Annotated in this window: 21 protein-coding genes; 12 read left to right on the forward strand and 9 right to left on the reverse strand. The window is 64.7% G+C overall.

Going from position 1 to position 24,417, the window contains the following annotated elements; translation table 11 throughout:
• Positions 1 to 85 precede the first annotated feature (85 nt).
• Entirely contained in the window at positions 86 to 568 is a 483-nt protein-coding gene (gene msrC / locus ACCQ07_RS17605; protein WP_005920832.1) for a free L-methionine (R)-S-oxide reductase MsrC, read from the forward strand.
• A complete protein-coding gene (locus ACCQ07_RS17610; protein WP_031424957.1) occupies positions 565 to 963 on the forward strand; it encodes a TfoX/Sxy family protein in 399 nt (132 codons plus the stop codon). Before msrC ends, ACCQ07_RS17610 begins: the two co-directional genes overlap by 4 nt.
• A 293-nt stretch (positions 964 to 1,256) precedes the next feature.
• Here the strand turns inward: ACCQ07_RS17610 and gph are convergent, their stop codons facing one another.
• The gene (gene gph / locus ACCQ07_RS17615; protein WP_031424958.1) at positions 1,257 to 1,907 is read right to left on the reverse strand and encodes a phosphoglycolate phosphatase; all 651 of its coding nucleotides are present in this window, start codon (positions 1,905 to 1,907) and stop codon (positions 1,257 to 1,259) included.
• Positions 1,908 to 2,049: 142 nt separating this feature from the next.
• Positions 2,050 to 3,129 (reverse strand): DNA polymerase IV, encoded by a 1,080-nt coding sequence (dinB, locus tag ACCQ07_RS17620; protein WP_008571016.1) that lies wholly within the window; start codon positions 3,127 to 3,129, stop codon positions 2,050 to 2,052.
• A gap of 346 nt (positions 3,130 to 3,475) precedes the next feature.
• Between dinB and fabA the strand changes: the two genes are divergently transcribed.
• Together fabA and fabB are read left to right on the forward strand one after the other, a co-directional pair.
• The gene (gene fabA, locus ACCQ07_RS17625; RefSeq protein ID WP_057681147.1) at positions 3,476 to 3,991 is read left to right on the forward strand and encodes a 3-hydroxyacyl-[acyl-carrier-protein] dehydratase FabA; all 516 of its coding nucleotides are present in this window, start codon (positions 3,476 to 3,478) and stop codon (positions 3,989 to 3,991) included.
• Positions 3,991 to 5,199, forward strand: coding sequence for a beta-ketoacyl-ACP synthase I (gene fabB / locus ACCQ07_RS17630; protein WP_372164405.1), 1,209 nt, complete (start codon positions 3,991 to 3,993; stop codon positions 5,197 to 5,199). Before fabA ends, fabB begins: the two co-directional genes overlap by 1 nt.
• A 98-nt stretch (positions 5,200 to 5,297) precedes the next feature.
• Here the strand turns inward: fabB and ACCQ07_RS17635 are convergent, their stop codons facing one another.
• The 4 genes from ACCQ07_RS17635 to ACCQ07_RS17650 form a co-directional block, all read right to left on the reverse strand.
• A complete protein-coding gene (locus tag ACCQ07_RS17635) occupies positions 5,298 to 6,128 on the reverse strand; it encodes a hypothetical protein (RefSeq protein ID WP_240495954.1) in 831 nt (276 codons plus the stop codon).
• A 400-nt stretch (positions 6,129 to 6,528) separates the two neighbouring features.
• Positions 6,529 to 7,299 (reverse strand): SH3 domain-containing protein, encoded by a 771-nt coding sequence (locus ACCQ07_RS17640; RefSeq protein WP_372164407.1) that lies wholly within the window; start codon positions 7,297 to 7,299, stop codon positions 6,529 to 6,531.
• 139 nt (positions 7,300 to 7,438) lie between these two features.
• Positions 7,439 to 9,463: a M3 family metallopeptidase gene (locus ACCQ07_RS17645; RefSeq protein WP_372363506.1), complete on the reverse strand. Its 2,025-nt coding sequence runs from the start codon at positions 9,461 to 9,463 to the stop codon at positions 7,439 to 7,441.
• Between the two features lie 183 nt (positions 9,464 to 9,646).
• Positions 9,647 to 10,750, reverse strand: a complete 1,104-nt coding sequence (locus tag ACCQ07_RS17650; protein ID WP_005914733.1) for a PLP-dependent cysteine synthase family protein — start codon at positions 10,748 to 10,750, stop codon at positions 9,647 to 9,649.
• A 91-nt stretch (positions 10,751 to 10,841) separates the two neighbouring features.
• Between ACCQ07_RS17650 and ACCQ07_RS17655 the strand changes: the two genes are divergently transcribed.
• The 6 genes from ACCQ07_RS17655 (at position 10,842) to ACCQ07_RS17680 (ending at position 18,014) form a co-directional block, all read left to right on the forward strand.
• A complete protein-coding gene (locus ACCQ07_RS17655; protein ID WP_372363507.1) occupies positions 10,842 to 11,297 on the forward strand; it encodes a CopL family metal-binding regulatory protein in 456 nt (151 codons plus the stop codon).
• 86 nt (positions 11,298 to 11,383) lie between these two features.
• Positions 11,384 to 13,189 (forward strand): copper resistance system multicopper oxidase, encoded by a 1,806-nt coding sequence (locus ACCQ07_RS17660; RefSeq protein ID WP_372363508.1) that lies wholly within the window; start codon positions 11,384 to 11,386, stop codon positions 13,187 to 13,189.
• Positions 13,186 to 14,280, forward strand: a complete 1,095-nt coding sequence (locus ACCQ07_RS17665; RefSeq protein ID WP_011348642.1) for a copper resistance protein B — start codon at positions 13,186 to 13,188, stop codon at positions 14,278 to 14,280. Before ACCQ07_RS17660 ends, ACCQ07_RS17665 begins: the two co-directional genes overlap by 4 nt.
• Before the next feature lie 161 nt (positions 14,281 to 14,441).
• Complete coding sequence (gene gloA / locus ACCQ07_RS17670; RefSeq protein WP_218555508.1) at positions 14,442 to 14,966, forward strand: lactoylglutathione lyase; 525 nt, start codon at positions 14,442 to 14,444, stop codon at positions 14,964 to 14,966.
• Positions 14,967 to 15,289: 323 nt separating this feature from the next.
• Complete coding sequence (locus ACCQ07_RS17675; RefSeq protein WP_372364163.1) at positions 15,290 to 16,048, forward strand: hypothetical protein; 759 nt, start codon at positions 15,290 to 15,292, stop codon at positions 16,046 to 16,048.
• Positions 16,049 to 16,154: 106 nt separating this feature from the next.
• Positions 16,155 to 18,014: a peptidoglycan-binding protein gene (locus ACCQ07_RS17680; protein ID WP_136733240.1), complete on the forward strand. Its 1,860-nt coding sequence runs from the start codon at positions 16,155 to 16,157 to the stop codon at positions 18,012 to 18,014.
• Positions 18,015 to 18,144: 130 nt separating this feature from the next.
• On the opposite strand, the gene ACCQ07_RS17685 is transcribed toward ACCQ07_RS17680, so the two are convergent.
• The 3 genes from ACCQ07_RS17685 to glmS form a co-directional block, all read right to left on the reverse strand.
• Entirely contained in the window at positions 18,145 to 19,284 is a 1,140-nt protein-coding gene (locus tag ACCQ07_RS17685; protein WP_372164414.1) for a hypothetical protein, read from the reverse strand.
• A gap of 233 nt (positions 19,285 to 19,517) precedes the next feature.
• On the reverse strand, positions 19,518 to 19,991 hold the full coding sequence (locus ACCQ07_RS17690) for a hypothetical protein (protein ID WP_005914723.1): 474 nt from the start codon (positions 19,989 to 19,991) through the stop codon (positions 19,518 to 19,520).
• 350 nt (positions 19,992 to 20,341) lie between these two features.
• Complete coding sequence (glmS, locus tag ACCQ07_RS17695) at positions 20,342 to 22,171, reverse strand: glutamine--fructose-6-phosphate transaminase (isomerizing) (protein ID WP_372363509.1); 1,830 nt, start codon at positions 22,169 to 22,171, stop codon at positions 20,342 to 20,344.
• 205 nt (positions 22,172 to 22,376) lie between these two features.
• Here glmS and ACCQ07_RS17700 point away from each other — a divergent pair, with 205 nt between their 5' ends.
• On the forward strand, positions 22,377 to 23,648 hold the full coding sequence (locus tag ACCQ07_RS17700) for an efflux RND transporter periplasmic adaptor subunit (RefSeq protein WP_008571028.1): 1,272 nt from the start codon (positions 22,377 to 22,379) through the stop codon (positions 23,646 to 23,648).
• 48 nt (positions 23,649 to 23,696) lie between these two features.
• Entirely contained in the window at positions 23,697 to 24,416 is a 720-nt protein-coding gene (locus tag ACCQ07_RS17705; protein WP_011348648.1) for an ABC transporter ATP-binding protein, read from the forward strand.
• Position 24,417: the final 1 nt, after the last annotated feature.

Genomic DNA, 24,417 nt, shown 5'->3' on the forward strand with positions numbered 1-24,417 from the left:
GATCGCGACTCAGTGCTGGAAAGCTCCTGCGCGTTACCTGCCCGTCGCAACCACGCTGCAAGACGGCCACTGCTAAACTTTGCCGATGTTCGCCACCTCTTCGCTGACCGGCAGCAAGCCGGAACAATATGCCCAGCTCACCGCCCAGGCCCAGGCACTGGTGCACGGCGAGCCGGACCGGATCGCCAATGCCGCCAATCTGGCCGCGCTGATCTTCCATTCGTTGCCGTCGCTCAACTGGGCCGGCTTCTACTTCTACGACGGCCGCGAGCTGGTGGTGGGGCCGTTCCAGGGCCTGCCGGCGTGCGTGCGCATTCCGCTGGACAAGGGCGTGTGCGGTGCGGCTGCCAGCACCCGGCAGAGCCAGCGCATTGCCGATGTGGACGCGTTCCCCGGGCATATTGCCTGCGATTCGGCATCGCGCTCGGAGCTGGTGATTCCACTGGTCAAAGGCGATGCGCTGATCGGCGTGCTGGACCTGGATAGCCCGGAGCTGGACCGCTTCGATGCCGACGATCAACGTGGCCTGGAAGCCATTGCGCAACTCTTCGTAGACGCGCTGGCGTGACCACCGAGCGGATGCGCAACATCGGGCCCAAAAGCGCGGCATGGCTGCGCCAGGTCGGGCTGCGCACGCAGCAGGACCTGCAAGCGGTGGGTGCGGTGGGCGCATTCGTCAAGGTGCGCCGCGCGGGCTTCAAGCCCAGCCTCAACCTGCTGTATTCGTTGGAAGGCGCGTTGGCCGATTGCCATTGGCAGGACGTGCCCGAAGCGCGCCGGCATGCCTTGCTCGCCGAGTACGAAGCGGCCAGCGCGCTGCTGCCGGTGCGCGGGCGTGCCGTCGGCGGGCCGGTGGAAACCGTGCACTATGCGCGCGCCGACAACGACGATACGCACGGCGACGCGGCTACGGCAACCGACCTTTACGACGCTGCGGATGCAGAGCGAGCAGGCGAGGATTGAATCGGCCGGCAGCGCCCGGCAATCGGCTGATCGATGCAGCTGGCCCATGCGCGCGCTCATGCATGCAGCCTCGCGTCGCACTACGCATGGCTCGTTTCAGAGCCTGAAGCGCAAGGTCCTGCGACGACACGCACCGGTCGGCATGCATGGCTCACCACCGTGTCTTGGGTGCTGGCCGCTCAGCGGCACAGGTCGCTGTTGCACAATCTCCCGCTTCAGCGCAGACGCCCGAGCTTACGCCTACGGCCGTAACGCACGCCGCCGCATCGGTCGATCCGTGGTGCGCGCGTAGGTCAGCGCAACGCGAGCAGTTCACGCATGTCGTCGACGATGGTCACGGCACCGGCGCGTTGCACATCGAAACCGCGCAGGTAGCCGTAACGCACCATCGCTAGCGGCATGTTCGCGGCGTTTGCGGCGGCGGCATCGGTGGCCGAATCGCCAACCATCAAACACTGTTGCGGGCTGCGTTGAAAGTGACTGGCAAGCTGCAGCAGCGGTGCCGGGTCAGGCTTGCGCTGCGGCAACGAATCGCCCCCGAGCACACGGCTGAAATGCGCGGCGATACCCAGATGCTCCAGCAACGGCGCGATAAAACGCGCAGGTTTGTTGGTGCACAATGCCAGCGTGGCGCCCGCATCGCGCAGGCCGGCCAGCGCCTCGGCAACGCCCGGGTACAACTGCGGGTCGTGCAGCAGGCTCGCCTCGTAATGGCGCATCATCACCGGCATTTCGGCATCGGCATCGCGCGTGCTGCCGGCTTCGCGCAATGCGGTGGCAAGCAATACCTTGACGCCTTCGCCGATCCAGCTGCGGATCGTGGCTTGGCTGAACTGCTGTAGCCCCAACTCCTGCAAGGTACCGTTGAGAGCCTCGGCGATATTGGGTGCGCTGTCCACCAGCGTGCCATCCAGGTCGAAGATCACCAGCGGATACGGAAACATTCGGACGGCCTCGTGCGTGGGAGAGCCGCAGTGTACGCAGTGCAAGATTCAGCGCGTGTCACTGCCAAGCGCTGGGGATTGCTCGCCACCTGCGTTAGATGCAGTCATCGCCGCATGCGAGACGCAATGCAGCACGGGCCGCTCACTCCAACGGCGGCATCTGGCCGAACAACTGCCCCTGCACGGCGCCATCCTCGACATCGCTGAAACCGCTCAAGCCCACACCGACCAGGCGATAGCGCGTCTGCGTGGGCAGCTCCACGCGGCGGGTCAATGCCAGGGCAATCTGCGCCAGCGCCTCCTGCGAGGTAGGCGGCTGCTCGGGCGTGTAGGAGCGCGTCAGGATGCGAAAATTCGAGGTCTTCAATTTCAGCACGACCGTGCGCCCGATGCGTTCGGTGCGGCGCGTGGCGAGCCAGGTCTTTTCGGCCAGCCGCAGGATGTGCGGGTCCAGTGCATCAAGCGCCAGATCTTCGCTGAAGGTGTCTTCCGAGGAGACCGATTGCACTTCCTGATCCGGCTCGACCGGGCGCTCGTCGATGCCGCGCGCGCGGCGATACAGGCTCTGACCGAAACTGCCGAAATGCGCCTGCAGTTCTTCCAATGGCCGCTGGCGCAGATCGGCCACGGTGACGATGCCCAGCGCCGCCAACTTGCCATCCATCACCTTGCCTACGCCGGGAATGCGATTGACCTTGAGCGGCAACAGAAATGCATCGACGCGGCTGGGCGCAATCACGAACTGGCCATCGGGCTTGCGCCAATCCGACGCGATCTTGGCCAGGAACTTGTTGGGCGCGATGCCGGCCGATGCGGTGAGCTGGGTTTCCTCGCGGATCTGCGTACGGATCAACTGCGCGACCTCGGTGGCCAACTGCATGCCGGTTTTGGCGTGCGTGACGTCCAGATAGGCCTCGTCCAGCGACAACGGCTCCACCAAGTCGGTATGACGATGGAAAATCTCGCGTACTTGCCGCGACACCGCCTTGTAGCGCGCAAAATCCGGCGGCACGAAGATCGCGTCCGGGCACAGGCGCTCGGCACGCACGGCCGGCATCGCCGAGCGAATACCGAAGGTCCGCGCTTCGTAGGAGGCCGCGCACACCACCGAGCGCGCGCCGCGCCAGGCCACCACTACCGGCTTGCCGCGCAGGCCAGGGTCGTCACGCTGCTCCACGGACGCGTAGAACGCATCCATGTCCACGTGCACGATCTTGCGCATCAAGCGGGGTTCTCTGTCGCAGGTCTGCGCCCATGATAAGCCAGCGCCGTCTCACCCCTTGCGTCGAGAGACATCGCCACGGATTGGCGAAGCGAACACGAGCGCGTACTCAATAGCAAGGTAACGCATCCGACGACAGCGCCTGCACGGCCAACCATGCAGGCCTGCCACGCATGTGCCGACGGCGGTCCCGAGCACCGTGACTTCGCCTGCAACAGTGCATCTGCGCACTGCACACTCAGCGGAAAACAGCACGCATGCGTACGGATAAAACGTTTGATTGAACCGCGCGACCTCATGCACCCTTCCCCGCCTCGCCTCTCGCTCCTTGCAGGACACGTTCGTCATGACTCGTCAAAGTACGTACTCGCGCGACCAATTGTTGGCCAGCGCGCGTGGGGAATTGTTTGCGCCCGACAGCGGCCGTCTGCCCAACGATCCGATGCTGATGTTCGACCGCATCACCGAGATCAGCGACGCCGGCGGTACACATGGCAAGGGGCTGATTCGTGCCGAACTGGATATCCGCCCGGACCTGTGGTTCTTCGGCTGCCACTTCATCGGCGACCCGGTGATGCCAGGCTGCCTGGGCCTGGATGCGATGTGGCAACTGACCGGCTTTTTCCTCACCTGGATCGGCGCGCCGGGCCGTGGCCGCGCGTTGGGCTGCGGCGAGGTCAAGTTCACCGGCCAGGTGCTGCCCAGCGCCAAGCTGGTGCGCTACGAGGTCGATGTCAGCCGCGTCATCAACCGCAAGCTGGTGATGGCGCAGACCGATGCACGCATGCTGGTGGATGGGCGCGAGATCTACACCGCCAAGGATCTGCGTGTGGGCATGTTCACTTCAACGGAGAATTTCTGATGCGTCGCGTCGTCATTACCGGAATGGGCATCACCTCATGCCTGGGCAACGATCTGGACACCGTCTCCAGTGCACTGCGCGAGAGCCGCTCCGGTATCACCGCGCTGCCCGATCACGCCGAAGCAGGCCTGCGGAGCCAGGTCGGCGGTGCGGTGGCGCTGGATCTGGACAGCCTGATCGACCGTAAGCTCAAACGCTTCATGGGCGATGCCTCGGCCTATGCATACCTGGCAATGCGCGATGCGATCGCCGATGCGGGCCTGGATGCCGAGCAGGTCAGCGGCCTGCGCACCGGCGTGATTGCCGGCTCCGGTGGCGGCTCCAGCCAATGGCAGGTGGAAACCGCCGATCTGCTGCGCAACCGTGGCGTGCGCAAAGTAGGCCCATACATGGTGCCGCGCACGATGTGTTCGTCGGTGTCCGCATCGCTGGCGACCGCGTTCAAAATACGCGGGCTGAGCTACTCGCTGTCTGCCGCGTGCGCGACGTCTGCGCATTGCATCGGTGCGGCGGCAGATTTGATCCGGCATGGCGCGCAGGACGTGATGTTCGCCGGTGGCGGCGAAGAACTGCACTGGACCATGAGCGTCATGTTCGATGCGATGGGCGCGCTGTCCACCGGCTTCAACGATCGCCCTGCCGTAGCCTCGCGCCCGTACGATGCGCAGCGCGATGGCTTCGTCATCGGCAGCGGCGGCGGCATGCTGGTGCTGGAAGACTACGAACACGCCATCGCGCGTGGCGCACGCATCCATGCCGAACTGCTCGGCTATGGCGTGACCTCCGACGGTGCCGACATGGTCGCGCCCAGCGGCGAAGGCGCCGTGCGCTGCATGCACATGGCCATGCAGGGCTTGCAGCGCCCGATCGATTACCTCAACACGCATGGCACGTCCACGCCGTTGGGCGATGTCACCGAACTGGGCGCGGTGCGCGAGGTATTCGGCGACAACGTGCCGCCGCTGTCGTCGACCAAGGGGCTCTCCGGGCACTCGCTGGGCGCGGCCAGCGTGCACGAGGCGATCTACAGCCTGCTGATGCTGCGCGATGGCTTCATGGCCGGCTCGGCGCATATCGACGAACTCGACCCGCGTGCCGAAGGCTTTCCGATCCTGCGTGAAACGCGCCAGGCCACGTTGAACACCGTCATGTCCAATAGCTTCGGCTTCGGTGGCACGAATGCGGCACTGGTGTTCGGCCGGATCTAAAACCACGCGCGTTCCGTACTACGTCTGAGCCGGTAAAGGCGCACGGACAATCTAGTCGGTTCGCACAGCAACACTCATGTTCGCGCGTGATGGGAGCCTTATCCGGAACTATCGACCAGGCTGCGGTCATCAGGCGGCTCGGCCGACGCAGACGGTGCTTCGCGCGGTCCCGCCAACCATGCCGATCCAAATGCAGCCGCAGCACCGACACCCCATGCCACCGACGAAGCAGTACTGAGATTGACGGCCTTCAGCGGCGCATCTTGCTGAGCGGCCGCAGTGGAGGCGGCGGCCAGCCCGGCAGCCGCGATATTGGCCGCGCCGCTGACACCTTGCAGCACCCGGCTTGGCAGAACGGAGGCGGTGTCGCTGACAGCGCGCACGAGACTCGCTCCTCCATTCAAGGCCCAAGCGGACGCCGACGCATACGCCACGCGACTACTGTCACTTCCACTCAACGACGTCGCCACCGAACTGAGTACGCCAGCGGCGGCGCCTACCGCATTGGCAGTTGAGACAAACGCATTGGCAGGCACGTTGCCGAACTGGTTGACGACCGCGCCACCAGCCCACAATGCGCCGCTGACGATGCCCGTGAGCTTGGCTGATTGCTGCTGCGAAACGGACAGTCGCGCAGCGGCTACCGAGAGACCTGAGGCTGCCGCGTCCACCAGCGGGCCGCCATAGGCCCCTATCTGCTGCAACATGCCCGGCACATTGGCAGGGGAAGGCTGCGTCGATGCGTCCGTACGCACTCGAGCCAGCGACCGGGAGGGTGCTCTACCAAGAGCAGACAACACCGTATCGCCAGGCGGCGTGGTAGAGGCGGATGCTGTCTGGACGGCGGCGCCCAATTCCAAGTCGGTGAATTCCGTGGCGGCGCCAGCGCCAACGTGCGATGCCACCAAACACGGGTTGCTAGTAACCATCTCTACTCCTAGTGGATTAGGACGGCGGCAAATCTAGCGGTTTCGGAAACAAAAAGCAGTAAACCCACGCCTGCCAGGCGTCAATTCTACGTAAATTCTACGCAGCGCTGCGCGCCTCACTGCAGGTGGTTCATCAGCGGAATAGGGCGCACGGGTGGCTCATTCCATGGCTCAAAGCGTCCGAGCGATTACCTTGACAGTCACGAGACTTACAAGCTGCTCGGCGAGGTCACAGATTGGGCGCGCCACGTGAGCTTAGGCGATGACCTGCCGCCGCAGTCGTCCAACAAAGCGCTATCGTGCCATCCGCTGAGTGCAAAAAGTGCGCACGAGGCGATCCTCGGCTTGCTCAGGCCATGCAAACACCGGCAAGTCCTAAAGCATCGGCTTCTGCGACCATCTAATGATCGCTCTGGTCGCGAAGCTTCCGTTCCCGAACCGATTGCTCGTAGTCAATGCTTGCCTGGTCGATACAACTCTGCAAGCTTCCGCTCTGGATTTGCGAGCTTTCGCACCGTTGCCGAACCGATTGCTCGTAATCGCTGCGTGCCTGGGAGATACAGCTCTGCACGGTGCTGTCCTGACTTCCCGAGCGTTCGCACCGATGTATCTTGTCGTCCCGCCTGTCGGCATCTATCCGATTCAGCGCAGCCCGGTCGATCACGGCCCGCTCGCGCTGGGTGCGCTCGGTTTCTGCGCGTGTTTCGGCCTTGGCGCGCCTTGCCAGGGACTGTACTCCGTCCGCCGTCACGCCCTCGCCAGGTGCCAGCAGCTCTAGTGGCAGCGAGTCCCCGGGAGTGTGATCGCGCCAGTAGGCGCGCTCGCTCTCGACGGTCCATTCGCGGCCGCGATAATGCGTGTCCCAGTAGGCATCCAGCGAGAACGTCACTTTCGGCACCACCTGATTCAGGGCGCCGTGAGCGAGCACGATCGAGGCCGCAGGAAGCCAGCCGCGTGCCTCCGGTGAACGCACATCGCACCAGGCGCCGCTCTTGAGACAGCCATAGACCTGCAGCGTACCGCCGGGCTGAACTTCGCCCACGCGCCGGTACTCTTCGGAAGGTCCGGCGCGCAGGCCAACCAGACCGTTGGCGTGGCCGGTGTGCTGCGCCCAAACCGGCAGGGCCGCGGCCATCAGCCATAGTGCACTCCATGAAAAACGTCGCTGCATTGCGCTCTCCTTGTGCCCTATCCCACCGCATGCTGCGCCTCCCGAAGAGGCGCCAGGTCGCGGTTATAGGACAGCTCACCTCAATGCAATGCGAACGCCGTGGCGACGGTAGCAGGTGACGACTGCGCCATCGGCGCCGTCAGCCCGCCATGCCGTTATGCCGTAGCAGCGCATCGATGGTCGGGGCCCGACCGCGGAACGCGCGGAAGTTCTCCGCTGCCGGACGACTGCCGCCACGCGCAAGCACCTCGGCGCGGAACCGTGCGCCGGTCTGCTCCAGTTGGTCGGGCGCCTCTTCGAATGCGGCATAGGCATCGGCGCTGAGCACTTCGGCCCACTTGTAGCTGTAATAGCCGGCCGCATAGCCACCTGCAAAAATATGGCTGAACTGATGCGGGAAGCGATTCCATGCCGGCGGCCGATTGACCGCCACTTCGTCGCGCACGCGCTCGATCAATTGCAGCACGTTGTCCTGCGACGGGTCGTAGGTGCTGTGCAGTTGCATGTCGAACAAGGCGAATTCCAGCTGACGCACGGTGAACATGCCGCTCTGGAAATTGCGCGCCGCCAGCAGGCGATCGAACAGGTTCCGCGGCAGCGGTTCACCGGTCTGCACGTGCGCGGTCATCGCCTGCATGCGCTCCCACTCCCAGCAGAAGTTTTCCATGAACTGGCTGGGCAGCTCTACCGCGTCCCACTCCACGCCATTGATGCCGGCCACGCCCAGCTCGCCAATCCGCGTGAGCAACTGATGCAGGCCGTGGCCCATTTCATGGAACAGCGTGGTGACTTCGCCGTGGCGGAAGGTGGCCGGTGCATCGCCGCTGCCGCGCCCGAAGTTGCACACCAGATACACCAGCGGCGTCTGCACGCCGTTGGCGGTGTTGCGGCGATTGCGGCAATCGTCCATCCACGCGCCGCCGCGTTTGCCTTCGCGCGCGTACAAGTCCAGATAGAACTGGCCAACCAGGGTGCCTTGCGCATCTTCCAACCGGTAGAACCGCACGTCCGGGTGCCACACCGGCGCGCTGTCGGGCTTGACGGTGAGCCCGTACAGGCTGTGGATCACATCGAACAGGCCGGCCAGCACCTTCGGTTCGGTGAAGTACTGCTTCACCTCCTGCTCGGAAAAGCTGTAACGCGCCTGCTTGAGTTTTTCCGAGGCGTAGGCCAGGTCCCAGGCCTGCAGTTCATCCAGACCCAACTCGTCGCGCGCAAAGGCTTCCAGCTCGGCGCGGTCGCGCTGTGCATGCGGCTTGGCGCGCGCGGCCAGATCGCGCAGGAAGCCCATCACCTCGTCGGGGCTCTGCGCCATCTTGGTGGCAACCGAATAGTCGGCGTAACTGGCAAAGCCGAGCAGCTGCGCCAACTCGGCGCGCAGGGCCAGGATGCGATCGATGTTGGCGCTGTTGTCCAGCGTGGCATCGCCGAATTCGGACGCGCGCTCGGCATTGGCGCGATACAGCCGCGCGCGCAGGTCGCGGCTGTCGGCATCGCTCTGCACCGGCAGATAGCACGGCATCTGCAAGGTGAATTTCCAGCCCGGCACGCCGTCCTTTTCGGCGGCGGCGCGTGCGGCGGCGATCACTTCTGCCGGCAGGCCCGACAGCTGGGTCTGGTCTTCGGTCACGTACGACCACGCATCGGTGGCGTCGAGTACGTTCTGCGAGAACTTGGCTGCCAACGCCGAGAGTTCTTCCTGGATCTGTGCGAACCGCGCCTTGGAGGCATCATCGAGTTCTGCACCGCCCAAGCGGAAATCGCGTAGCGCATTTTCCAGCACCTTGCGACGCGCCTCATCGAAGTGTGCGGCTTCCGGCGATTGCGCCAGCGCCTTGTATTGCGCATACAGCGCCAGATTCTGCGCCAGCGCGCTGCCGAAGCGGCTCACCTTGGGCAGGTTGCTGTTATAGGCCTCGCGCAGCTCGGGCGTGTTGACCACCGCCTGCAGGTGACCCACCTGCCCCCACGCACGCCATAGCCGCTCGGTGGCATCGTCCAGCGGCGTGACGAAGCTGTCCCAGCGCACCGGGCTGACCTGCTCGGCTGCCTTCACCGCCGCCTCGGCCTCGGCGAGCAATTGGTCGATCGCCGGGCCCACGTGTTCGGGGCCGATCGCATCGAAGGACGGCAGTCCGGACAGATCGAGCAGCGGGTTGGTCATGGAGCGCTCCGGCAATGGACTGGATGAGTGGATTCAAGGATCGGCAAACGTGGCAGGCAACCGTCAGCAGGTGAGCACGGCACCGAGGGCACGGTGCCGTGCTCACCTGCCGACTGCGAACACCGATCGCACAGGCGTGGCGGTGAGCGCAGCGCCTTGATGCCTACGTCCCGGATATGGCGGTCATTCCAGCGCCGCACAAGGCAAGGCAGGCAAATCGCCGCCGTTCACGGCCAGCGCAATGGCTGTATCGCTGTCGCTGACATCGATCGCGCGCGCCTGGTACCAGGCCGGGTCGTAATAACTGTGCGCGTATCGTTCGCCGGCATCGCACAGGATGGTGACGATTGAACCCTGCCGGCCTTCGTCGCGCATGCGCCGGGCAGCCTGCAACACGCCGACGAAGTTGGTGCCGGTGGAGCCGCCCACGCGGCGGCCCAGCGTGGCGCTGACGTGGCGCATCGCCGCCAGGCTCAGCGCATCGGGCACCTTGATCATCACATCCACGCAGCTGGCAATGAAGCTCGATTCCACCCGCGGGCGGCCGATGCCTTCGATGCGCGAACCGCCGGTGATGGCCAGCTCCTTGGGGCATTGGCCGTCCACTGCGCGGCAATAGCCGTCGAAGAACACCGACACTTCCGGGTCGGCGCACAGGATGCGGGTGGCATGGCGCCGATAGCGCACGTAGCGGCCCAGGGTGGCGCTGGTACCGCCGGTGCCGGGGCTGCAGACGATCCAGTCCGGGATCGGGTGCGGCTCTTCGGCCAGTTGCTTGAAGATCGATTCGGCGATGTTGTTGTTGGCGCGCCAGTCGGTGGCACGCTCGGCATAGGTGAACTGGTCCATGAAGTGCCCGCCGGTCTCGCGTGCGAGCTGGTGCGAGGCGCTGTCCAGGTCGCAGGCGCGTTCGACCAGGTGGCAGCGGCCGCCCTGGAATTGAATCGCGGCGATCTTCTCCGGCGAGGTCGAGGCGGGCATCACCGCGATGAAGGGCACGCCGAGCAAACGCGCGAAATATGCTTCGGAAATGGCCGTGGAGCCACTGGACGCCTCGATCACCGGGCGCCCGGCGCGCAGCCAGCCATTGGTGAGCGCGTACAGGAACAGCGAGCGCGCCAGGCGGTGCTTGAGGCTGCCGGTCGGGTGGCTGGACTCGTCCTTGAAGTACAGGTCGATGCCCGGATAGCCCGGCAGTTCCATCGGAATCAGGTGGGTGTCGGCCGAACGATTGAAATCGGCCTCGATCTTCCGGATGGCGGCGGCCACCCACTGGCGCTGCGACATGGCAGGACTTGGCTGCGAAAGTAGCCTCAATTCTACCGCCCCCACCTGCCCGCTTACGCACCCAGCGCATCGGGCGGACAGCTGGGGGCCGATGCTATGCTCGCTGCACCTGTCACTGCCGCGACTACCTGTGCTGCATCGCCTGCTCCGCCTGCTGCTGTGCCTGAGCCTGGTTGCCAATACGGCCACCGGCGCGTGGGCGTCGGTGGGCATGGCCATGCCGGCAATGGCGTCGGGCGCGATGCCCGCCGCGACCATGGCGGGAGGCACCGCCGCGACCCAGAGCGAGTCGCCGGCAGCCCTGCCGTGCCATGAGGCGATGCCTCCACCGACAGCCATGCAGGGGCACGACAAGGCCACGCGTGCGCACGCGCCCGACTGCTGCAAGCTGGGCAGCTGCGATTGCCTGCAGCACGCCAGCCTCGCCTTGTTGACCTTGCCTGCCGTAGCCGCCGGCCTGCTCGGCCACCCGGCGGTGCCGGACACCCTGACCGAGGGGCGCAGCAGCCCGCTGCCCGACCAACCGGTACGACCTCCCATCGCCTGAGCGCCGACGGCCCTGCCTTGGCCGTCCTCGGCCCCGCGCGTGCTTGCGCGGGTTTCCTCAGTTTTGCGCTGCGCTCCATCTTGCCGATGGAGCGCGCAGGAGATGTCATGTCTTTCGATCCCCCGTTTTCCCACGGCTCAACCGCCAGCGGTCTGAGCCGGCGCCGCTTCGTCCAGGGCCTGGCCCTGGGCGGCGTCGCCGCAGCCAGCGGCCTGTGGCGCTACGACGCGCGCGCCGCCGCCCAGGCCACCACGCCGGTGCTACGTGGAAGCAGCCAGTCGCTGCAGATCGGCCGCCTGCCGGTGAACTTCACCGGACACACCCGCTCCGCAATCACGGTCAACCAGAGCCTGCCGGCGCCCACCCTGCGCTGGCGCGAGGGCGACACGGTGGGCGTGCGCGTGCGTAACGCGCTGGCCGACCAAGCCACCTCGGTGCATTGGCATGGCCTGTTGCTGCCGGCCAACATGGACGGGGTGCCGGGGATGAGTTTCGACGGCATCGCGCCGGGCCAGGAGTATCACTACCGCTTTGCGCTGCGCCAGTCCGGCACCTACTGGTACCACAGCCATTCGATGTTTCAGGAGCAGTCCGGGCTGTATGGCGCCATCGTCATCGACCCGCTGACGCCGCCGCCGTACCGGCACGATCGCGAGCATGTGGTGCTGCTCTCGGACTGGACCGACCTGGACCCGGCCGCCCTGTTCCGCCGGCTCAAGCAGATGCCCAGCCACGACAATTACGCGCAGCGCACGGTCGTCGATTTCCTGCGCGATGCGCGCGACGACGGCCTGCGCGCCACGCTGGCCGACCGCGGCATGTGGGGGCGCATGCGCATGACCCCGACCGACCTGTCCGACGTCAACGCCAACACCTACACCTACCTGCTCAACGGCGTGGCGCCGGCCGGCAACTGGACCGGGTTGTTCAAGCCAGGCGAAAAGGTGTTGCTGCGTTTCATCAACGGCTCGTCGATGACCTACTTCGACATCCGTATTCCCGGCCTGCGCATGACCGTGGTGGCCGCCGACGGGCAGTACGTGCATCCGGTCAGCGTGGACGAACTGCGCATCGCCGCGGCCGAGACCTTCGACGTGATCGTCGAACCGCTCGGCCAGGATGCGTTTACGTTATTCGCGCAGGACATGGGCCGCACCGGCTTTGCCTGTGGCACGCTGGCAGTGCAACACGGCTTGCAGGCGCCGATTCCCGCACTGGATCGGCGCGCCATCCTGACCATGCAGGACATGGGACATGGCGATGGGACGCACCACGCGCTACCCGCAATGCACGGCGCGCCCGGGATGCTGGCGGCGCATGGGACGCACACCATGCACTCGCACGACGATGCCCAGGCACACGACAAGGCGCCGCATCATCCCGCCAGCGAAACCGGCAACCCGCTGATCGACATGCGCAGCAATGCCACCGCACCGCGCCTGGACGACCCCGGCGTGGGCCTGCGCGACAACGGCCGCCGCGTGCTGTGCTACGCCGATCTGCATAGCGTGTTCGAGGATCCGGATGGGCGCGAACCCGGGCGCGACATCGAGCTGCATCTGACCGGGCATATGGAAAAATTCACCTGGTCCTTCGATGGCATCGCGTTCGCTTCCGCGCAACCCTTGCGTCTGCAATACGGCGAGCGGCTGCGTATCGTGCTGGTCAACGACACCATGATGCAGCACCCGATTCACCTGCATGGCATGTGGAGCGACCTGGAAGATGCACACGGCAACTTCCAGGTACGCAAGCACACCATCGACATGCCGCCGGGCACCCGCCGCACCTACCGCGTGCGTGCCGATGCGCTCGGCCGCTGGGCCTATCACTGTCATCTGCTGTACCACATGGAAGCAGGAATGATGCGCGAAGTGCGGGTGGAGGCATGAGTCGCTTTCGCACACAGGCCTGGTTGGCTGCTGCGTTCCTGGCGAGCGCATCTGCACTTGCGCAGGAGCATCAGCACGATGCGCTGGAGGACGCACCGCAGGACATGCAGGACCATGCGATGCAAGTGACCGATGGCATGCAGACGACCCCTGCCTCATCTCAGGCCGCTCACATGGACCACGCTCACATGGCGCACGCTGACACGGGTACCGGCCCCATGGACGATGAATCGATGAAGCATGGATCCATGGGCGATGCATCCATGCACCACCAGGCGATGGATCACGCGTCGATGGATCACTCCAAGATGCACCACACGCAGCCCACACACGCTGCACAAACTCCTGCATCACCCGCCGAGACACGCAGTCACCCACTCCCTCGCGACCCCATTCCCCCACCCACGGCGGACGACATCGCCGCCGCATTCGCACCATTGCACACGCATACGATGCACTCGGCAGGTATCAACCACTATGTCCTGCTCGATCGGCTTGAAGCGTCCAACACGCATCGCGGTAGCGGCCAGGCCTGGGAATCGCGCGCATGGATCGGCGGCGACATCGACCGGCTCTGGCTGCGCAGCGAGGGCGAACGGCACGACGGGCGCACCGAACCTGCCTCGCTGGAGGCGTTCTATGGCCATGCCATTTCGCCATGGTGGGATGTACTCATCGGCGCGCGCCAGGACATCGGCGCAGGCGAACATCGCAGCTGGGCCGCTTTCGGCGTGCAAGGCCTGGCGCCCTACAAGTTCGAAACCGAAGCCACGCTGTATGTGGGCACTGGCAGCCGCGCGGCGCTGCGGCTGGAAGGCGAATACGAGGTACTGCTGACCAACCGTCTGATCCTGCAGCCGCGTGCGGAAGCCGACATCGCGCTTACCGACGACAACCGCCGCGGCATTGGCAGCGGTCTGGAAGCGGTGGAACTTGGCTTGCGCCTGCGCTACGAGATTACCCGCCGCTTCGCGCCGTACATCGGCTGGGTGCACAGCCGCAGCTTCGGCGATAGCGCACAACGCGCCGCGATGGACGATGCCCCCGCACGCGACAGCCGCTTTGTTGCCGGTGTGCGCGTGTGGTTTTGAGGCGATGGCATCGTGCACGGGCAGATGCAGTTGGCCCTCTCCTCCAACGCCAGCGCATTCGAACCGCTGCCCTTTCGCCATGACACGCCGACAACCCTGCCCTGGCTACCATCCCCCTTCGCGCAACACCCCCCACCCGCAATCCACACCAGGAGACCGCCATGCCTTTGAACGATCTGCAACACGTGCCAGGCGCCAATGCCGCGCCCGCCGACACGCACGGCTTCGTGTTCAACCACACCATGCTGCGCGTCAAGGACGCAACACAGTCGCTGAATTTCTATACCCGTGTCCTGGGCTTCCGCCTGCTCGACGCACGCGATTTTGCCGACGCAAAATTCAGCCTGTATTTTCTCGCGCTGCTGCCCGAAGGCACGGCCATTCCCGATGACGACGCGCAGCGTCGCCTGTGGATGGCCGGCATCCCCGGCGTGCTCGAACTCACCCACAACCATGGCACCGAAACCCAGGATGGCCCGGTCTATCACGACGGCAACAGCGACCCACGCGGCTTCGGCCATATCTGTATCTCGGTGCCGGACATCCATGCTGCCTGCGCACGCTTCGACAGCCTCAACGTGCCGTATCAGAAACGCCTGGAAGACGGCCGCATGAAGCACCTGGCCTTCATCAAGGACCCGGACGGTTACTGGGTGGAGATCATTTCCAATACGCCCTTGGCGTAAGTCCGCCGCTCAGCGGCAAGCTGGCGCGTCAGCGGATGCACAGGCCGAACGCAGCGCATCCGCGACGTGGAAGCCCCGCGCCGCAACGACGTGCGGGAGCCGCCAGGCCCGGTGCAACGACTGGACACAACGGCGGGCTGGAGTAGACTTTCGCCGCCCTCCGCAATGGATGCACCCCAATGCTCGTCAGGAAGATTTCACTTGTCCTTGCGCTAGCAACGATCGCCGCCTGCACACAGGCGACACCGGACGCCACCGCTCCGAAGACCGCCGCAGCCGCGGCCGGCACTCCTCCAAAACCGTCAGAAAAGGATGCACCTCCCATGCAGGACGCAACCCAGGGATCGACCCAGCAATTGCAGCCGCCGCGGACCGACAGCGTGTTGTATTTCATCAGCAACGTGGACGGCGATGGCGCAACCTCCTACGAGGTCGCCAATGGCAGCTGGATCAATTATTGGTACGGCTTTCAATTCGAACTCGGCGGTACGCGGTATTACACCGGCTTCGCCTGGGAAACGCCCGAGCTCTATGGCGCCGAGCGCGAGAATCACGATGCTGCCCCTGGTACCAAGGTGACGCTTGCTCACGCCACGTTTGTGGCCAGCGAACCGGGGAGCAAGTCTCCATGGAAGCTGCTTGGCGCAGAGCCCTACATCGGCGAATTCGGCGGTATGGAGCAGGGCAACACCGTCGATACGACGCGTCAACCACAGACCTTTGTCACCGATGACGGCAGGCTGGTCCTGGCCGTGCCGACGTGGAGCCTGCAGTCGGGCGTGCGCATCCTTTCCTACGACGCACTCGTGTTCAACCCGAAAGAAACCGATAACGTCAACGACAAGCATTGGACCTATATCGGCAACATTCCGGCGGGTGAGGACAACAGCGCCAACTGTGGCGAAGATGCGCCCGGCAAGATTGCCTGCGTCAAGAACACCAGCACGCTTGCGTTCGTGAAGCAGCCAGGACTGCCCGCATTGCGGGTAACGGTCTCTGCCGTTCCCCCGACGAGCGGGGGTGACGCGACGGTTGAATACCGCTACGATGCCGCCAGCAAATCGTATTTGCCGACCCTTTGATACAGGACCAAAGGAATTGGTTCGGGCGGCGTACCGCTGCAGCCGCGTGGCTGCAGCACTCAATCAAGGACCTTGAGCGATGCCGACGAACTACTCACGAGCCCAAGTGCTCGACATCATCGAACGCGAAGCGGCCGAGCGGAATATTCCGCGTGACGACTTCCTGCGTTTTGCCCACGTAGAGACTGGCGGCGCCTTCGACGAGTTGGCCAGTCGCGGCCCCGGCGGTGCGAAGGGACTATTCCAGTTCACGCCGCCAACTGCCCAGCAGTACGGCATTGCCGGACGCGAGCTGGACGCGGTGGCCAATACCGACGCAGCAGCGCGGCTGTATCTGGACAACCGGACGAGCCTGGTCAATCGGCATGAACGCGATGGGCGGCCGTACCTGTCGGGCAAGCCCGAGCCCGATGGCCTGGATATGTATCTGGCCCATCAGCAAGGCGCCGGTGGCTATCGCTCTTTGCAGACCGCGATCGCCACGGGATCTTTTGGCCTGGAAAGCACACGCGCCAACATTCTCAACAATGTCGGCGAGAAAGAGCTGAAGTCCCTGACCGGCGTCGATTCGGCGACGTTCCGGCGCATGTCCGACAAGGACATGGCACAGACCTTCGTGCAGTACTGGGATACGAAGATGGACCGTATCCGGATTCCTGAAAAAGGCATCGAGCCGATTTCGACCACGCAGCAGGCACCCTCGCACGCTGCGCCAGCGCACTCTGCGCCTGCCCAGCCGGAAAAACCCGCAGCGCAAGGCATTGCGCTTCACGCAGCCTATGACCTCACCAACAAATACGATCACGTCAAATACGGCCTGGGCGCGAAAGATCCCGACAAAGGCAGGGTCGATTGTTCTGGCTGGGTGGTCGAGATGCAGAACGCGACCATGGACGAGATCAACAAGGGCGCCGGCAAGGCCATCTTCACCAAGGACGAAAAGTTCAGTCCTGGTTTCGACAGTGCATCCGAACTGCTGCGCAAGGCCGAGCTGCGCTCCGGCGTGCTGATCCAAGGCAAGGATGTGACTGCCCAGACCCTCAAGGAAGGCATGATCATCGGCGAGGACAATGGCCCGCAGAGTTGGGACAAGGGGCGCTACAAGGGCATCGACCACATCACGATGGTGGTGCGTGACCCCAAGGATGGCCAGCTCAAGATCAGCCAATCCCGTGGCGGCGAGGGTGTCGAGCTCAGTTCGCTGGATTCCTACCTCGAGCGCAAGCACGCCAAGGGCGTCAAGCTGTATGCGAGCGACCCGCTGTCTGAGGCGCGCGACCTGCTGCAGGAGCGCAGCCAGAACAAGCAGCAATCTCACGCAGCGACCGAGCACAAACCCAGCCAGGCACACGCCGCCGCTGATGCGCCGGGTGTCCTGCGCGAAAATGCGCGTGGCGCAGAAGTGCGCACATTGCAGCAGGCGTTGCAGCAACTGGGTTACAAGGACGCAGGCGGTAACGAACTCAAGGCTGACGGCGCCTATGGCCAACGGACCAGCGAGGCGGTCAAGGCATTCCAGCGTGCGCATGGGCTGCAGGACGATGGCGTGGTTGGCCGCGATACGCAGGCTGCGTTGAAGCAGGCGGAAAAGACGCCCCTGCTCTCGGAGAAAACCAATCCCGACCACCCGCTGTTCAATCAGGCCGTCAACAAGCTGGAGCAGCTCGGTCCGAATGCCTTCGCCAATCGGCAGCAGTTGGTAAATGCGGCCGGCCACATGACCTTCGAAGCCAAGGTCAGCGGCATGCAACGCATCGACATGGTGGCGCAAAGCAAGGACGGCAACGGACTGTTTGCCGTGCAGGGTCAGCCAACCGACCCGGCGCATCAGCGGATCTACACCGACAAGGCAACCGCTGCGGAACGGCCGCTGGAGCAGAGCAGCAATGCTGTGCGGCAGGAAGCGCAGACGCAGGCTCAAGACCAGCAAGAGCAACAACGCAGCCAGGCGCGCAGCGTCGGTTGATCGTCGCGCAACACAAACACAGAAGGGGCACCGATCGATGGATCGGTGCCCCTTCTGGTTTACGCCTGCATTACGCGCTGTTTCCCATCACATCGGGCGCCGGATATCCGGCGCCACCAGCATTGGTCCGTCAGTTGGACGTCGCAACAGCTTCTCTGTCAGGGAACCACTGCGGCAACTGCTCGGCGAATTTCGCTGCGCATTCGTCGCTGTAGGCTTGTGCGGCTGCTTTGACCAACGCGTAATCGTTGGCTTCCCATTCTTCCAGCGAGGCAGTACGCGGTGTCGGCGCGCAGTCCAGACTGACCGGGCTCGCCTTGCGCTTCAAGAAGCCGCTGCGCTCCCCACCGATCGTCACTGCGTAGCGCAGCTCGTAAGGCGACTTGGTATCGGCCAGGCTTTGATACACCAGCAGCCAGTCCGACATCAGCACCTGCAACGGGAACGGTTCTGCCGGTATGGCCCGCGGATGCCCGGTGAAGTAGGTCTTCAAACGCGCGTTGACCGCATCGCGCTGCAATTGATAGCCGGGATTCCCCAGGGCCTCCATCTTTTCGCCTTTCAGCTGATCTTTTCCGAAGGCAGAGACCGCAACACCGCGCGCGAACAGGCTGGTGGCAATCTGCAAACCGACGACCATCCCGGTATGTCCGCGGCGGACGACACGCAGCATTTCGTCGCCGTTGGGCAGGCCGTTCGAGCCCACCCGCATGCTCGAATGCAATGGGAGCTGCAAGGCCCAATCTGCCGAGGGCGTCATGGCAACGCCTGCATCGGACTGCGGACTTGGTTGCGCCTGTGTTGCGGCAACCGCCACAGTGCCTGCAACTGCAGCAGCCGCATAGGCAGTTGCCGTGGAGAAATCCCCGCCTGCAAACGCAGGCACCACCGCAGTGGCTTCGGTCACGCGCGCAGCGGTACAGAAGGTACCAGCCGCCCGCATCTGTGCCTCATGGAAGCCAATGCCGTTGATCTGGTGCACGCCGGCATCCTTGCCGTACTGCTCCACCAGCTTGCCGATCAATGCATCGGACGGCGATTGCTGTTCGCAGACCTTGGCAGCTGCGATGCGCGACCAGGCGAATTGCAGCGCAGGATCCCAGCCCATCGCATCTTCGCCCACGAATCCGTGGTCGTAGTGATACGCATAAATGGCAGGGTCGATCTCCTGCAGCGTCATTCCGCCCTGTCCGGCATAGCCCAGCGGCACGTCTTGCGCAACAGCAAGCCCCGGCAGTGCCAATAGCACCGCCGCGATACACGTCTTCATGAATCCCTGTCCCTATGGATAAGTGCGACGCGCTGCATGTCCCCCATGCAGCGCGACCGATGCGCCACCGCTCGCACACGACGGCTTCCCACATGCAGGGCGCTGATCGACGGGTAATGGCACAACGCACCCGGCCGTTCGTCCTGCAGGGATAGTGTGCCCGCACACGGCAGCCATCGCAGTCGGGGCGGTCCCCACGCATGTGTGGGGACCGCCCCTCAGATGCTCACTGCTTAGGCATGCAAGATTCCGCCTGGGCCTGGTTGCCAATCGCGTGGCGTGCGCAATGCGGCCAATATACGCACCAGCTCGCGATAGCTCTGGGCCAGTTGCGCGAACAGACCTGCATCGCTGCAGCGGGTGTCGGCCACTTCGGAATACGCGCCCCTGCCCAGATCGATGAAGTAATCCACACTGAGGCGCCGGCGTTGCGCCACGCCCGGAAACAGGCCTGCAATCAGCAGGCAACCGTCTCCCACGTCACGCAATGCGTCGGCCCGCACGCTACCGATCTGGTCCTGCGCATGCAGCCATGCCAGCGCCTGCGTGCGCGAAAGCAGATGCGCATCGCGCTGGAAGCGCAGCAACACGAACACCAGATAATGCTCGCGCGATTCGTCCAGCGGACGCGCAATCCGCTGCCCCGCCTCGCGCACCAACGCCTGCCACAACTCGGCCGGCGCCCCCTGTTTGAAAGACTCGTGCATACGTCCTCCTGCGTGGTGTGGACCCTCGCCAGGAGCTTATGCATAACTTGGGCCACTGCGTTGGCAGAGGCTGTGGTGGAGCGCTAAGGACCGGCCGCTGGCAGTGCGACCGCGCCTTCGCCAGACGGATACGGCCACTCCTGGAAGCGGCATCGCCACGTGCATAGGCAGGACGTCGGCGACTGCTTTGCGAGGAGCTGAACCTCGCGCGTTGCGCGTCAGCGCAACCAGCACGACGTTGCACGCAATCGCCATCCTGGAACATGACAGCGATAGAGCCGAACATGCACTGCGTGCATGCATCGACTGCATGCAGCTGGCAGTGCGCGCAGACGACACCGCGGCAGCGCTTACTCCACCGTCACCGACTTGGCCAGATTGCGCGGCTTGTCCACATCGGTGCCGCGTGCCAGGGCGGTGTGGTAAGCCAGCAGCTGCACCGGGATGGTGTGGATCACCGGCGACAGCACGCCGGCATGGCGTGGGGTGCGGATGACATGCACGCCTTCGGAGTCGCTGAAGTGGCTGTCCTGGTCGGCGAACACGAACAGCTCGCCGCCGCGTGCGCGCACTTCCTGCATGTTGGATTTGACCTTTTCCAGCAGGCGGTCGTTCGGTGCGATCACCACCACCGGCATCGCCGCATCCACCAGTGCCAGCGGCCCATGCTTCAACTCGCCGGCCGGATACGCTTCGGCGTGGATATATGAGATTTCCTTGAGCTTGAGCGCGCCTTCCAATGCAATCGGATAATGCAGGCCGCGACCGAGGAACAGCGCATTCTCCTTCGGCGAAAATCGTTCGGCCCAGGCCATGATCTGCGGTTCAAGATTCAATGCATGCTGCACGCTGCCGGGCAAAAAGCGCAGCTGCTCCAGATACTCGGCTTCTTCGGCGTCACTGATGCGGCCCTGCAACTTCCCCAGCACCATGGTGAGCTGGAACAACACCGCCAGCTGGGTGGTGAAAGCCTTGGTCGAGGCCACGCCGATCTCGGCGCCGGCACGCGTGTAGCAGACCAGCTCGCTGGCGCGCGGGATCGCACTTTCCGGCACATTGCAGATCGACAGCGTGTGCAAATGCCCCAGCGATTTGGCGTATTTCAGCGCTTCCATCGTGTCCAGCGTTTCGCCGGACTGGGAGATGGTCACGATCAGATGCTTCGGGTTGGCATACGCGGCGCGGTAGCGGTATTCGCTGGCGATCTCCACGCTGCACGGCAGCCCCGCAATGGCTTCGATCCAGTAACGGGCGGTCATGCCGGCGTAGTAGCTGGTACCGCAGGCCAGGATCTGCACGCCTTCAATGTCGCGCAACACCGCTTCTGCGTTGGCGCCGAACAGCGATGACGGGAAACCCTTGGCATCGATCGCCGCCTCGATGGTGTCGGCCAAGGCGCGCGGCTGCTCGTGGATTTCCTTCTGCATGAAATGCCGGAACGGGCCCAGTTCCAGCGAGGCCAGCGACACGTCCGACAGGTGCAGCGGGCGCTCCACCGGTGCATCGTTGCCGTCGAAGATGCGCACGCCATCGCGGTGCAATTCGGCGGTGTCGCCTTCTTCGAGGAAGATCACCTGGCGCGTGGCCTGCACGATCGCCGACACGTCGGAAGCGACGAAGTTTTCCCCCTCGCCCACCCCGATCAGCAATGGGCAGCCCATGCGCGCGCAGACGAAGCGTTCCGGTTCGGCTTGGCTCATCACCGCCAGCGCATAGGCACCGGTGAGTTCCTTGACGGTGCGCTGCAGCGCGGTGAGCAGGTCGCCGGCGCTGCCCAGATGATGATGGATCAGATGCGCGATGACCTCGGTGTCGGTCTGCGACTCGAAGGTGTAGCCAAGCGCGCGCAATTTTTCGCGCTGCTCCTCGTGGTTTTCGATGATGCCGTTGTGCACCAGCGCCACGCCGGCGCTGATGTGCGGGTGCGCGTTGGCTTCGGTGACGCCGCCATGGGTGGCCCAGCGGGTGTGGCCGATCCCCAGCGTGGCGCCGAACTGTTCGGCCTGCGCGGCCTGCGCCATCTCGGCCACCCGCCCGGTGCGACGCACCCGGCGCACCTGCACGCCATCGAGCACTGCAATGCCGGAGGAATCGTAGCCGCGGTATTCCAGGCGCTTGAGTCCTTCGATCAGGACCGGGACCACATCGCGCCCGGCGATCGCTCCGACAATGCCGCACATAGGACAGCTCTCGCAAAAGAAGTCGGACATTTTAGCGTGTCCGCTCTTGTCCGCTGCATGACCGTGCCCGGACAGCGTGTCCGCCCCCAGTGTCCGCGGACACTGCGGACACCGGTCGCCACACTAACAAAACCATCCATTTCAATGACTTGAACGTTGGCACGGGTCCTGCTTTATCGCAGTGACGCCACCGAGCCAGCCGACCATGATTCGCGATACCTCTGCCCAGGACCAGGTTCTCCGCACACCCGCCCAGCGCGCGCCATGGCGCCGTTGGCTGTGGCCTGGCGTCGCCGCGGTGACGGTGCTTGCCGGGATCGGCTGGGCCGTGACTGCGTGGAGCGCCGGCAGCCGCTCGTTCGACGCCAGCCGCGTGCGCGTTGCCACCGTCACCCGAGGCGACCTGGTACGCGACATCGCCGCCGACGGCCGCGTGATCGCCGCCAACAGCCCGGTGCTGTACGCCATCTCTGCCGGCACGGTGACGCTGAGCGTGGTGGCTGGCGACGTCGTCAAGCAGGGCCAGGAACTGGCGCGCATCGACAGCCCCGAGCTGCGTAGCAAGCTGGCGCAGGAGCAGGCCACCCTGGCCGGCCTGGAGGCCGAATCCAGCCGCGCGGCCCTGGATGCCACCCTGGCGCGTGCCAACGCCAGCAAGCTCACCGACCAGGCCCAGATCGACAAGCAGGCTGCCGCACGCGACCTGGAGCGCTACCAACGCGGCTACGACGGTGGCGCCGTGCCGCAGGTGGAACTGGCCAAGGCGCAGGACACCTTGAAGAAGACCGATATCGACCTGCAGCACGCCCAGCGCGATGCCGCGTTGAAGAGCCAGGGTGCGGACCTGGATTCGCGCAACAAGCGCCTGCTGGCAGACCGCCAACGCGCAGTGGTGGCCGAAGTGCAGCGCCAGGTGGACGCGCTCACGCTGCGCTCGCCCTTCGATGGCCAGGTCGGCCAGGTGCAGGCGGTGCAGCACACCCAGGTGGCGGCGAACGCGCCGATTCTGGGCGTGGTGGATCTGTCCAAGTTCGAAGTGGAGATCAAGGTGCCGGAGAGTTTCGCCCGCGATCTGGCGATCGGCATGCCGGCCCAGCTCACCAGCGGCAGCGGCCAACCGTTCGCCGGCGCCATCTCGGCAGTGTCGCCGGAAGTGGTCAATGGCGAAGTCACCGCGCGCATCCGCTTCACCGACAAGCAGCCGCCAGGCCTGCGCCAGAGCCAGCGCATGAGCGCACGCGTGTTGATGGACACGCGCCGCAACGTGCTCAAGGTCGAACGCGGCCCGTTTGTCGAACAATCCGGCGGCAGCTATGCCTATGTGATGGATGGCAACACCGCCGCGCGGCGCCCGGTCACGCTCGGTGTCAGCAGCCTGGGCGAAGTGCAGGTGCTCTCCGGGCTACAGGTCGGCGACCGCGTGGTGGTCTCCGGTGCAGACAACTTTGGCGACGCACCGCGCGTCACCGTCCACTGATTCACTCATTTCCACTCGTCGCACACTCTCTTCGCAAAGGAATCGGCAATGCTCAAGATGCAAGCGGTCTCCAAGGTCTTCCGCACCGAACAGGTGGAAACGCATGCGCTGCGGTCGCTGGACCTGCATGTGCGCGAAGGCGAGTTCGTCGCGGTCACCGGCCCCTCCGGCTCGGGCAAGACCACCTTCCTCAACCTGGCCGGGCTGCTGGAAACCTTCACCAGCGGGCAGTATCTGCTCGATGGCGAAGACGTCAGCCATCTGTCCGACGATGCACGTTCGCGCCTGCGCAACCGCAAGATCGGCTTCATCTTCCAGGGCTTCAATCTGATTCCCGACCTCAACCTGTTCGACAACGTCGATGTGCCGCTGCGGTATCGCGGTATGGCGGCAGCCGAGCGCAAGCAGCGCATCGAAGAGGCACTGACCAAGGTCGGCCTGGGCTCGCGCCTGCGTCACTACCCCACCGAACTCTCCGGTGGGCAACAGCAGCGCGCTGCGATTGCGCGCGCACTGGCCGGCAGTCCACGCTTGCTGCTGGCCGACGAACCCACCGGCAACCTCGATTCGCAAATGGCGCGCGGGGTGATGGAACTGCTGGAAGAGATCAACAGCCAGGGCACCACCATCGTCATGGTCACCCACGATCCGGAACTGGCCGCACGCGCGCAGCGCAACGTGCACATCGTCGACGGGCAGGCCACCGACCTGGAACGCAATCCCAGCCTGATGCGCACGCCTGCCGCCGTTGCAACCCTGGCCGACTGAG

It is taken from the genome of Xanthomonas sp. NCPPB 3583 (assembly GCF_041475715.2).
Taxonomy (GTDB): Bacteria; Pseudomonadota; Gammaproteobacteria; order Xanthomonadales; family Xanthomonadaceae; genus Xanthomonas; species Xanthomonas euvesicatoria.

Excerpts from the sequence above, each read along its gene's own strand:
- ACCQ07_RS17700 (WP_008571028.1), top strand. The coding sequence starts at position 22,377 with ATGATTCGCGATACCTCTGCCCAGGACCAGGTTCTCCGCACACCCGCC.
- glmS (WP_372363509.1), bottom strand. The coding sequence starts at position 22,171 with ATGTGCGGCATTGTCGGAGCGATCGCCGGGCGCGATGTGGTCCCGGTC.
- ACCQ07_RS17685 (WP_372164414.1), bottom strand. The coding sequence starts at position 19,284 with ATGAAGACGTGTATCGCGGCGGTGCTATTGGCACTGCCGGGGCTTGCT.
- ACCQ07_RS17650 (WP_005914733.1), bottom strand. The coding sequence starts at position 10,750 with ATGTCGCAGCGCCAGTGGGTGGCCGCCGCCATCCGGAAGATCGAGGCC.
- gph (WP_031424958.1), bottom strand. The coding sequence starts at position 1,907 with ATGTTTCCGTATCCGCTGGTGATCTTCGACCTGGATGGCACGCTGGTG.
- gloA (WP_218555508.1), top strand. The coding sequence starts at position 14,442 with ATGCCTTTGAACGATCTGCAACACGTGCCAGGCGCCAATGCCGCGCCC.
- ACCQ07_RS17690 (WP_005914723.1), bottom strand. The coding sequence starts at position 19,991 with ATGCACGAGTCTTTCAAACAGGGGGCGCCGGCCGAGTTGTGGCAGGCG.
- msrC (WP_005920832.1), top strand. The coding sequence starts at position 86 with ATGTTCGCCACCTCTTCGCTGACCGGCAGCAAGCCGGAACAATATGCC.
- ACCQ07_RS17705 (WP_011348648.1), top strand. The coding sequence starts at position 23,697 with ATGCTCAAGATGCAAGCGGTCTCCAAGGTCTTCCGCACCGAACAGGTG.
- ACCQ07_RS17635 (WP_240495954.1), bottom strand. The coding sequence starts at position 6,128 with ATGGTTACTAGCAACCCGTGTTTGGTGGCATCGCACGTTGGCGCTGGC.
- ACCQ07_RS17640 (WP_372164407.1), bottom strand. The coding sequence starts at position 7,299 with ATGCAGCGACGTTTTTCATGGAGTGCACTATGGCTGATGGCCGCGGCC.
- fabB (WP_372164405.1), top strand. The coding sequence starts at position 3,991 with ATGCGTCGCGTCGTCATTACCGGAATGGGCATCACCTCATGCCTGGGC.
- ACCQ07_RS17675 (WP_372364163.1), top strand. The coding sequence starts at position 15,290 with ATGCAGGACGCAACCCAGGGATCGACCCAGCAATTGCAGCCGCCGCGG.
- ACCQ07_RS17665 (WP_011348642.1), top strand. The coding sequence starts at position 13,186 with ATGAGTCGCTTTCGCACACAGGCCTGGTTGGCTGCTGCGTTCCTGGCG.
- ACCQ07_RS17660 (WP_372363508.1), top strand. The coding sequence starts at position 11,384 with ATGGAGCGCGCAGGAGATGTCATGTCTTTCGATCCCCCGTTTTCCCAC.
- ACCQ07_RS17655 (WP_372363507.1), top strand. The coding sequence starts at position 10,842 with ATGCTATGCTCGCTGCACCTGTCACTGCCGCGACTACCTGTGCTGCAT.
- dinB (WP_008571016.1), bottom strand. The coding sequence starts at position 3,129 with ATGCGCAAGATCGTGCACGTGGACATGGATGCGTTCTACGCGTCCGTG.
- ACCQ07_RS17645 (WP_372363506.1), bottom strand. The coding sequence starts at position 9,463 with ATGACCAACCCGCTGCTCGATCTGTCCGGACTGCCGTCCTTCGATGCG.
- fabA (WP_057681147.1), top strand. The coding sequence starts at position 3,476 with ATGACTCGTCAAAGTACGTACTCGCGCGACCAATTGTTGGCCAGCGCG.